The organism is Sporomusa sp. (assembly GCF_035561155.1).
Taxonomy (GTDB): Bacteria; Bacillota; Negativicutes; order Sporomusales; family Sporomusaceae; genus Sporomusa.
This window is the reverse complement of the sequence record NZ_DATMYD010000139.1, coordinates 1-8,990: the sequence shown is the minus strand read 5'-3', so window position 1 is coordinate 8,990 and position 8,990 is coordinate 1. Positions and strand designations below refer to the sequence as shown.

The 8,990-nt window shown below is 44.1% G+C and carries 9 protein-coding genes and 1 riboswitch; of the genes, 3 read left to right on the top strand and 6 right to left on the bottom strand.

Annotated features, from left to right (window positions below):
* From VN447_RS18350 to mobB, 3 genes are all read right to left on the bottom strand, one after another.
* On the bottom strand, positions 1-462 hold a 462-nt coding region (locus VN447_RS18350; protein WP_325526979.1), incomplete at its 3' end, for an aldehyde ferredoxin oxidoreductase N-terminal domain-containing protein.
* A gap of 46 nt (positions 463-508) precedes the next feature.
* Positions 509-618: riboswitch (molybdenum cofactor riboswitch) on the bottom strand.
* A 69-nt stretch (positions 619-687) separates the two neighbouring features.
* Positions 688-1,668: a GTP 3',8-cyclase MoaA gene (moaA, locus tag VN447_RS18345; RefSeq protein WP_325526977.1), complete on the bottom strand. Its 981-nt coding sequence runs from the start codon at positions 1,666-1,668 to the stop codon at positions 688-690.
* Positions 1,661-2,176 (bottom strand): molybdopterin-guanine dinucleotide biosynthesis protein B, encoded by a 516-nt coding sequence (gene mobB, locus VN447_RS18340; protein WP_325526976.1) that lies wholly within the window; start codon positions 2,174-2,176, stop codon positions 1,661-1,663. The genes moaA and mobB overlap by 8 nt, the downstream gene beginning before the upstream one ends.
* A 177-nt stretch (positions 2,177-2,353) precedes the next feature.
* Here mobB and VN447_RS18335 point away from each other — a divergent pair, with 177 nt between their 5' ends.
* Positions 2,354-3,019: a metal-dependent hydrolase gene (locus VN447_RS18335; protein ID WP_325526975.1), complete on the top strand. Its 666-nt coding sequence runs from the start codon at positions 2,354-2,356 to the stop codon at positions 3,017-3,019.
* 43 nt (positions 3,020-3,062) lie between these two features.
* Here the strand turns inward: VN447_RS18335 and VN447_RS18330 are convergent, their stop codons facing one another.
* Both VN447_RS18330 and nth read right to left on the bottom strand, forming a co-directional pair.
* Positions 3,063-3,515: an N-acetyltransferase gene (locus VN447_RS18330; RefSeq protein WP_325526973.1), complete on the bottom strand. Its 453-nt coding sequence runs from the start codon at positions 3,513-3,515 to the stop codon at positions 3,063-3,065.
* Between the two features lie 62 nt (positions 3,516-3,577).
* Positions 3,578-4,213, bottom strand: coding sequence for an endonuclease III (gene nth, locus VN447_RS18325; RefSeq protein ID WP_325526971.1), 636 nt, complete (start codon positions 4,211-4,213; stop codon positions 3,578-3,580).
* Between the two features lie 337 nt (positions 4,214-4,550).
* On the opposite strand from nth, the gene VN447_RS18320 reads away from it, so the two are divergent.
* A complete protein-coding gene (locus VN447_RS18320) occupies positions 4,551-5,846 on the top strand; it encodes a dicarboxylate/amino acid:cation symporter (protein WP_325526969.1) in 1,296 nt (431 codons plus the stop codon).
* Between the two features lie 342 nt (positions 5,847-6,188).
* Here VN447_RS18320 and VN447_RS18315 read toward each other — a convergent pair whose 3' ends face one another.
* Complete coding sequence (locus VN447_RS18315) at positions 6,189-7,217, bottom strand: low specificity L-threonine aldolase (protein ID WP_325526967.1); 1,029 nt, start codon at positions 7,215-7,217, stop codon at positions 6,189-6,191.
* Between the two features lie 568 nt (positions 7,218-7,785).
* Between VN447_RS18315 and aroF the strand changes: the two genes are divergently transcribed.
* Positions 7,786-8,799 carry a 3-deoxy-7-phosphoheptulonate synthase gene (gene aroF, locus VN447_RS18310; protein WP_325526965.1) on the top strand — a complete coding sequence of 338 codons (1,014 nt, stop codon included), beginning with the start codon at positions 7,786-7,788 and terminating at the stop codon, positions 8,797-8,799.
* The last annotated feature ends 191 nt before the right edge of the window (positions 8,800-8,990 follow it).

The window sequence follows — 8,990 nt, the reverse complement described above, 5'->3', positions numbered from 1 at the left end:
AACGGCGATCCCGGCTTTTTTGCCATACTTCTCTTGAAGTTTGGCAGTAGCGTCATATATATTGAGACCTTTGAGTTCAGGGCACTCTTCTAGTTTTACACCATCTTTGGTAACGACCATCGTGTAGAGTTTACCGTCTTGTACTATATCCTCCACAATAATGGCCTCTGCGCCGGTACGGGCAAGTTTATGGCCAATAAAGCCGCCGACATTGCTTTCTTTAATAGTGCCTGTCAGCGGACTCTTGGCGCCGAAGGACATACGGCCGGCGTTAGGAGCAAATGTACCGGTTAAAAAGCCGGGGGCGAGGATCAGTTTGTTAAGCTTGCCAAGCGCATGGGCATTGGCATCAACCTCATTTTTCACAATCCGGGAAGTGAGTGCCCGGCCGGCCAGGCCTTTGTACTGCGCTCCTGCATCTTCGGTTACTGTAAGAGTAGCCATGTTAACTCGATAAAACATGTAAATCTCCTCCTTTAAATGTGTAAATTGAAAATAAAAAAAAAGAAGCCTGAAATACAGACTTCCTTTGCGCAAGGCAGGCATGAAAATTGCTCTTCATACCCTTTCGGCCAGCACTTCCACTTGGGAGGTACTGACTCGGAACTCATTTTATATACGTTATTCTCCGAAATTATCTAAATATCCTGCAAAGTGAGAAAAAAAACAAACAGAAGATTTTAAAAATTATCCTCCAATTTGCGACATTTTTCGAAAAAACTTAGTTTGCCCGCCTGCATTCGCTAAGGTATGACCTTGCGGCTTATCAGCAATGGTCTTATAAAAAAGTTCCGCAATTTCGTTATCGCTGGCGCCCTGACGCAAAGCAGCCTTAACATCGATCTCCTGATTAGACAGTAGACACGGTTTGAACTTCCCGTCAGCTGTTAGACGAATCCGGTTACACACACCGCAGAAATGCTCAGATATCGGGGTAATAAATCCAAATGAACCTTTGGCCTGTGGCAGATAAAAATATTTAGCAGGACCATTGCCGCGAATATTAAGCGTTGGTTTCAGTGTCCCCCGGCCAAAAGCATTAATCATGACTTTAATCTCTTCAATTCCGGGACCGGGGCCAGCCTGACTCTCGCCAATTGGCATGTATTCAATGAACCGGACGGATATCGGTTCCCGGTGTACCAAATCAACGAAATAAGCCAAGTCACGTTCGCTAATAATGTTCGTGAGGACAACATTAAGTTTTACCGGCGTCAGCCCCACAGCCAAAGCCGCTTCCATTCCCTTAATTGTTTCAGCAACATTACCGCCATAGGTAATATTCCGGAACTTGTCCGGATCAATGGTATCAAGACTGATATTTACCCGATTTAAGCCAGCGTCTTTAAGTTTGGCAGCCATACCGGCAAGCAAACTGCCATTGGTAGTGAGTGATACATCTGTTATCGTATTTAAATTGGCAATGCTGCGGATAAAATCTACAATACCTCGCCTCACCAGCGGTTCGCCGCCTGTTAAACGAATTTTGCTAACACCATGCTCACTGACAACCCGGATAACCCGAAGCAGTTCTTCATAAGTGAGAATCTCAGCATGCCTGAGCAGTTTGACACCTTGCGTCGGCATACAATAAGCGCAGCGGAAATTACAGCGATCAGTTACTGAAACCCGCAGATAGTTAATTTGTCGATTATGGCCGTCATACATAGCAATCATCCTTTGATGTTTTGTTATTTAGTACGTTTAGTTCTAAAAAACCAGCCATGGCTGCTGGATCATCAAGCTGGAAATGCGGCACATCTTCATAAAGCAAAGTATCGCTCACGACAGCAAGGAGTTCGGGCTTGACGCCAAGCGGTTCGTTGCCTGCCGCGTGACGGTATACCTCAATTTTCGGTTTGGACTCCTGCTTATAGCCTTCGGTAATAATTATATCAACATTGTCTATATAACCGACCACTTGGTCAAGCGACAGCTCTTGGTCAGTTTTCCTAATCATCGCCACTTTATGCGGCGAGGCCAAGCATACGATATCGGCACCGGCCTGTGCATGCCGCCAGGTATCTTTACCTGGTTTATCAATCTCAAAATCGTGATGATGATGTTTAATAACTGCAACCTTAACCTCGCGTCGCTTAAGTTCAGCTATTAGTTTCTCCAGATATGTTGTTTTCCCGCTGTTTGACCGCCCCACCACAGATATTATTGGAATCATACGTGTCGCTCCTTTGTTAACCGGTCAAATAATCTCTATTTTTAAAATTCTCCATCATAATCAATTACCCTTCCCCTGACAGTAGCCGTGACGACTTTTTCTTTCATTAGGCAGGAATTTGTTAGGTAATGTTGGAAAAATACTATACTTACAATCTATTAATCTTGGAGGTGTACCTTGACTACCTTAACATTTTATGGACACGCCTGCTTTTCTCTAGCAAATGGCACTACCACATTACTATTTGACCCATTCTTTACTGGTAACCCTATTACTACTACCAAAGCTGAAGAAGTTGCATGCAACTATATCCTGGTCAGTCATGGGCACGGCGATCATCTTGGTGATACTGTTGAAATTGCCAAACGAACAGGCGCCACCGTAATTGCCACTGCTGAACTGGCCGCGCTGGTTGGACAGCAGGATTGTGCCAACATAAGCATGCATTTAGGAGGCAAACGTGTTTTTGATTTCGGTTATGTCAGGATAACCCCTGCTTTTCATGGCTCAGGCGTTCCTGGCGGACACGCTGCCGGGTTTATCGTAAGCTTTTTCGGCAAGACGTTATATTTTGCCGGTGATACTGCGCTCTTCGGTGACATGGCCCTTTTGGGCCGCTTGGAAAAAATCGACTATGCCCTGCTACCAATTGGTGATAACTACACAATGGGGCCAGATGATGCAGTCGAGGCAGTCAAACTGCTCAACCCACGAACCGTTATACCCATGCATTATAACACATGGCCCCTCATTGCCCAGTCGCCAGAGGCCTTCAAAGCAAAGGTTGAAGAACAACATATTCCTGTTCACATTATGGCCCCTAGCCAAAGTATTGAGCTATAAGGAAAGCGTCCCTGTCAATATACTGACACGGGACGCTTTATTTTTATAGTTCTTTAACCATAGCAATTTCATCACAATTTGGAAATTTAGGGCAGTTAATGCATTCTTTCCACATCTTATGGGGTACGCTCTCTTTGGGTACTTCTTTGAAGTCCAGCTTAGCAAAGAAACCAGGCTGGTAGGTTAAAGCAAACAAGGTTTTAACACCAAGCTCTTTGGCCTCTTCTGTCAGCATATTTACAATTTCACGGCCAATCCCAGTCTTGATCTTGCTAGGGTGAATTGCCAATGCCCGAATTTCACCAAGTTCATCCCAAATCAAATGTAGTGCAGCCACACCGACAACTTTTCCGTCTTCTTCAGCCAAAATAAACTCCCGCAGGCCTTCATACAGAGTGTTGCGGGCCCGTGCAAGCATAAGCCCCTGCTCGGCATAGTCATTAATTAGCTTAAGTATATGTTCGACATCACTAAATTTTGCTTTACGAAAAATCATACTTTCATCCCCCAATTCTACGTATCATTATACATTTAATGTAATATTTATACAATGTTTATTCACTCTGCTTTGCAACTCGGACATAAATCATTTAATGGGCAGGTTGGACACACCGGTTTAGCCGCCTTGCACACCTTGCGCCCATGCCAGATCAGCCAGTGGTGGGCGTCGCTCCATTGTTCCCTGGGGATTGCCCGCATAAGCCCTTGTTCAACAGTAAGCGGCGTATCGCCAATTGCCAGCTTAAGGCGGTTAGCCACTCGAAATACATGAGTATCAACAGCGATCGCCGGAACACCAAAAAGTTGGCTCAAAAGCACATTAGCCGTTTTACGCCCTACCCCCGGCAGTTGTACTAAGTCATCATAGTTGTCAGGTACTTGTCCACCATATTCCCGGCACAATTTCTCACATGTTGCGAGAATGTTCTTCGCTTTACTCCGAAATAGGCCGCAGTCCCGAATTTCTTCTTCCAATCCGGACTGGCCGAGTGCCAAAATTTTCTCTGGTGTGTCATAACGGGGAAACATCCGGGCTGTAATAATGTTTACCCTGGCATCTGTGCACTGGGCTGACAAAATTACCGCAATCATGAGCTCAAAGGGCGTCGAATACGTCAGCGCCGTAGTAGTATCTTTATAATACTGCTCTAGTCGTTCAAGCATCTCTTTTTTAATTGCTTTAGTAATACGCACGCTGCAGCCTCCATTTTTTCTACTATTAGTTTAAAGATATTGTACCCTATTTATAATTGTAACTCTAGCCTTAAAATGTCCTTACCCGGAATAATGAATTTAGTATTCTTGGGAAAATTTAATAATAGTTATTTTCTTCCTTTTGATTTTGTGGTATTTTCTTTCTATCGGGTATTTTTGCTTTGTGTTTGAATACATTGCCTTACAACTCGAATTACATACAAAGGAAGTGATAGCAAAACTTGTAGCAATCATAAAAATCAGTGAGCGAGGTGATATTTCAAGTAGCAGGAGTAAACCAGATAAAAATTTAATAGCGACGAAAGGAAGATCTAGTATGAAAACATCATTTTTTAAGTCTCTGCATACCCAAGTGTTCCTCGCCATTATTTTGGGAGTAGCCCTGGGACATTTCTATCCTGCGATGGGTGAAAGCATGAAACCGCTGGGTGATGGGTTTATCAAACTCATTAAGATGATTATCGCACCCATTATTTTTTGCACAATTGTTACCGGCATTGCTGGCATGGATGATATTAAGAAGGTTGGCCGGGTAGGAGCAAAAGCGTTAATCTATTTTGAAGTGGTTACAACCTTCGCTCTGGTCATGGGATTGTTCCTGGTAAACTGGCTGCAGCCAGGTGTCGGCATGAATGTTGATGTCAGCAAACTTGATACCAAGGCAATATCAGCATATACTACGGCTGCTAAAGCCCAAAGTTCGGTCGATTTCTTCATGAATATCATTCCAACAAGTGTTGTCGACGCTTTTGCTAAAGGCGACATTCTCCAGGTGCTGCTGTTTTCCATCCTTTTTGGTTGGGCAATACTCGCCATGGGAAAAAAGGGCGAACCAGTGTTCAATCTGGTCAGCGATATTTCCCACAGCTTTTTTGTTATTGTAGATATCATCATGAAGATCGCACCAATTGGTGTTTTCGGGGCAATGGCGTTTACCATCGGCAAGTATGGGATTGCCTCTTTAGGACCGCTCGCCAAACTCTTAGGTTGCTTCTATGCCACCTGCGCCATCTTTATTTTTGTTGTCCTCGGCTCAATTGCCAGATGGGCCAATGTTAGTATCTTAAAGTTTCTCTCATACATCAAAGAAGAGTTGTTGATTGTCCTTGGTACTTCTTCTTCCGAAAGCGTATTACCGCGGATGATGGAAAAACTAGAAAAGCTCGGCTGTTCAAAGTCAATTGTGGGCCTAGTCATCCCGACAGGCTATTCCTTTAACCTTGACGGTACTTCCATTTATCTGACGATGGCAGCTATTTTCGTAGCTCAGGCAACAAATACAGATCTTACATTAATGCAGGAATTGACGATCCTTGCCGTTCTGCTACTAACATCCAAGGGTGCATCAGGTGTGACAGGCAGCGGTTTCATTGTATTAGCCGCCACTCTATCGGTTATACCTGGCATTCCGGTTGCAGGCCTGGCCATAATTTTTGGTATTGACCGGTTTATGTCCCTGGGTAGAGCGATCACCAATCTCATTGGCAATGGCATTGCTACAATTGTTGTCTCTAAATGGGAAAACGAACTCGATACAGCAAAACTCCAACAGGCATTGACTATGAATTCAGCAACAACTGACCAAAAGTCTGCAAACAATTACTCGAACTAATATAAGGATTTACTAATACCTATATACCATCTGAAAGGGGCATACAGGCATGATCACGCTTGTTTTTTGCAACTATACCCCATCGATTTGCAATGGTATAAAAGGTTTAGTCGAGTTATTCTGGAGTGCAATATTTGCGGTATGGCCCACGGAACAAACAGAGATTAACCCGTGTTCCAGCCTCACTCACGGCGATAACCGCCCTGCGACAATTTGCATTCACTGCGATGCGACAGCAACCTAGGACCTTGGAAAACCTGAATCAGGTTATTCCAAGGTCTATTTTTTTCAAAAAAATACCACCATCTATGTCTGACAAACCCTAGATGATGGCATCGATCATCATATTATAATTTTTCGGATTGCAGCTACAGCATAGTCTACATCCTCTTCGGTTATGCCCCAATGAGTAATCATCCGGCAGGCATGGGGCCCAATAGGTTTCACTTTTATATGCTGCTTTATCAGCGCCTCGGTAACAAACGCAGCCTCCTTGCCTACTGGCTCAAAATTAATTTGAACTACATTTGTTTTAACTTGATTAACATTAACTAACCGTTCATCGATGGCCGCCAGGGCGTTGGCTAATCGCTGGGCGTTAGAATGATCTTCATGCAGTCGATCCTTCATAGTCTCTAAGGCAACAATACCGGCAGCAGCCATATGCCCAGCCTGGCGCATGCCGCCGCCAATCCGCTGCTTAATCCATTTGGCCTTATCAATAAAATCGTGAGTGCCAAGCAGCATAGATCCAAACGGAGCCGCCAGCCCCTTTGTCAGACAGAACTGCAGAGCATCTACATCTTTCGCCAACTGTTTTAGGTCACATTTTAACGCTTCAGCGGCGTTAAAAATACGCGCACCGTCAAGATATACTGCCATGCCATTATTGCGGGCCAGCTGCGCCATTTCTGCCTGATATTCAGGTGGCAGCGGATAACCCCGATTTAAATCATAGGTATTCTCAAGACACAATACCCGACTAATAGGTGATTGTACGCCGCGTGGCCTGATAGACTTTTTTACATCGCTGGCGTCAAAATAACCCATACGGCTTGATATGGGACGCGCCTGAACACAAGACAAGGCGGCTAAAGCACCCACTTCCAGGTTATACATGTGCGTCTCTTCGCCTAAAATTATCTCGTCACCTAGCTGTGTTAGCGCCATGATGGCGATTTGATTGGCCATAGTGCCTGAGACGGTCAGGAGGGCTGCTTCTTTGCCAAACATTGCCGCGCTCAGGGCCTCAAGCTTTTTAACCGTAGGGTCCTCACCCAATATATCATCACCGACCTCGGCTTCCATCATCGCCTTTCTCATTTCCGGTGTTGCCTGGGTAACTGTATCGCTCCTAAAATCTTTGTACATAAGTATCTCCTCCGTTTCGGCATAATATATCCAAGCTACCCCTTCACTAATCTGTCCTTTTTTAACATCGAAAAGTGTCGCTGAGCTCATATGTAAACTCAATTAAAGTATATAAGCGACCTGCAACTTATGTCAATTTCTTTTCCGCCATAGCTGAATACGTATGTTATCACGTATAACCCCTTACATTGTCCACATCAAAAACACGTTCATATTGTTTTTTCATACTATGTTTACATTCAATTTAATTTAATTATAGTTTCACAACAACACTTGACACAATCTTCTTATCTGTTATAATAAATGCATGATATAAAAGTAAACAGATATATTAGGGTGGTTTTTACTATGTTAACCTCTCATAAATCATATACAAACCAATATTTTTTCTTTTTTGCTTGGGCCAGCTTTTTTGGCGCAGGCTTATTCTCATGTGATAACTTAATAGATATCTCACCCGTGAGTCCTTAAGAAAATGCAAATTAAACTTTGTGTATAACAAACCTAAGGCTCATTGAGACCTTAGGTTTTTTACTTTTATATACTAAATTTACAGGAGGCGTTTCTATTGGTCATTGTATTAAATTCTTCGACTACACCCGAGCAAATTGAAAAATTAAAACAGGAGCTTGAAAACTTTGGTTGCAGTGTTTGGCCTACGTATGGTAAATTTCAGACAATCCTAGGGATCGTCGGCGACACTGGAAAACTTGACCGCGACTATTTACTAAGCAAGACCTATGTGGAGAAAGTGCTCTCAGTGCAGGAACCGTACAAAAAGGCTAACCGCACATTTCACCCTGAGAATACTATCATCAAAGTCGGAGATCAAACAATCGGCGGCAATCAAGTAGCCGTTATCGCCGGGCCTTGTTCTGTTGAAAGCCGCGAACAAATTGTCAATATAGCGCAGGAAGTAAAGGCCGCAGGCGCTGGCTTTTTGCGGGGCGGCGCCTTTAAACCACGCACATCACCCTACAGCTTCCAAGGCATGCAGCAAGAAGGTCTTGAATTACTAAAACAGGCAAGGCAGGCGTCTGGCCTGCCCATCGTCACCGAAATCATGTCCATCAAGCAATTAGAAAACCATCATGAGGACATTGATATTATTCAAATTGGTGCGCGTAACATGCAAAACTTCGACCTGTTAAAAGCGGCAGGTCAAATCAATAAGCCCATTCTGCTCAAAAGAGGCCAAAGCGCGACAGTCGAAGAACTCTTAATGTCTGCTGAATACATCATGGCTGGCGGCAATGAAAACGTAATTTTATGCGAGCGCGGCATACGTACTTTCGAAACCTATACTCGCAATACCCTTGACCTTAGCGCCGTACTAGCCATTAAAAGGCTAAGTCATCTACCGGTAATCGTCGACCCCAGCCACGCTGCCGGACTATGGTGGATGGTCGAGTCACTGTCGAAGGCAGCCGTTGCCGTAGGAGCCGACGGATTAATCATTGAAGTCCACCAAGACCCCAGCAACGCTAAGTGCGATGGGCAGCAATCAATAAAACCTGAACGCTTCACGTCACTCATGAAATCCCTGCGGGAAATTGCGCGTATCGATAACCGCGCACTCTAAAAAAAACAGGCTAAGTCCACATATCAGGGACTTAGCCTGTTTTTACCGGATGACTCAAGAGAACCGTCCGAAACCACTGAAAAAGTCAAATATAAAGCGATATAGTCCCATTTTTGGTATAATATAGGTAGATATAAATGACGAAAGTTGGGGCTCTCGTATGTTTAAACTTAAGCCGAAACAATTGAGTC

Bases quoted from the DNA above. Each gene is read 5' to 3' on its own strand.
- moaA (WP_325526977.1), bottom strand. From the start codon at position 1,668: ATGTATGACGGCCATAATCGACAAATTAACTATCTGCGGGTTTCAGTA.
- mobB (WP_325526976.1), bottom strand. From the start codon at position 2,176: ATGATTCCAATAATATCTGTGGTGGGGCGGTCAAACAGCGGGAAAACA.
- VN447_RS18330 (WP_325526973.1), bottom strand. From the start codon at position 3,515: ATGATTTTTCGTAAAGCAAAATTTAGTGATGTCGAACATATACTTAAG.
- VN447_RS18320 (WP_325526969.1), top strand. From the start codon at position 4,551: ATGAAAACATCATTTTTTAAGTCTCTGCATACCCAAGTGTTCCTCGCC.
- VN447_RS18315 (WP_325526967.1), bottom strand. From the start codon at position 7,217: ATGTACAAAGATTTTAGGAGCGATACAGTTACCCAGGCAACACCGGAA.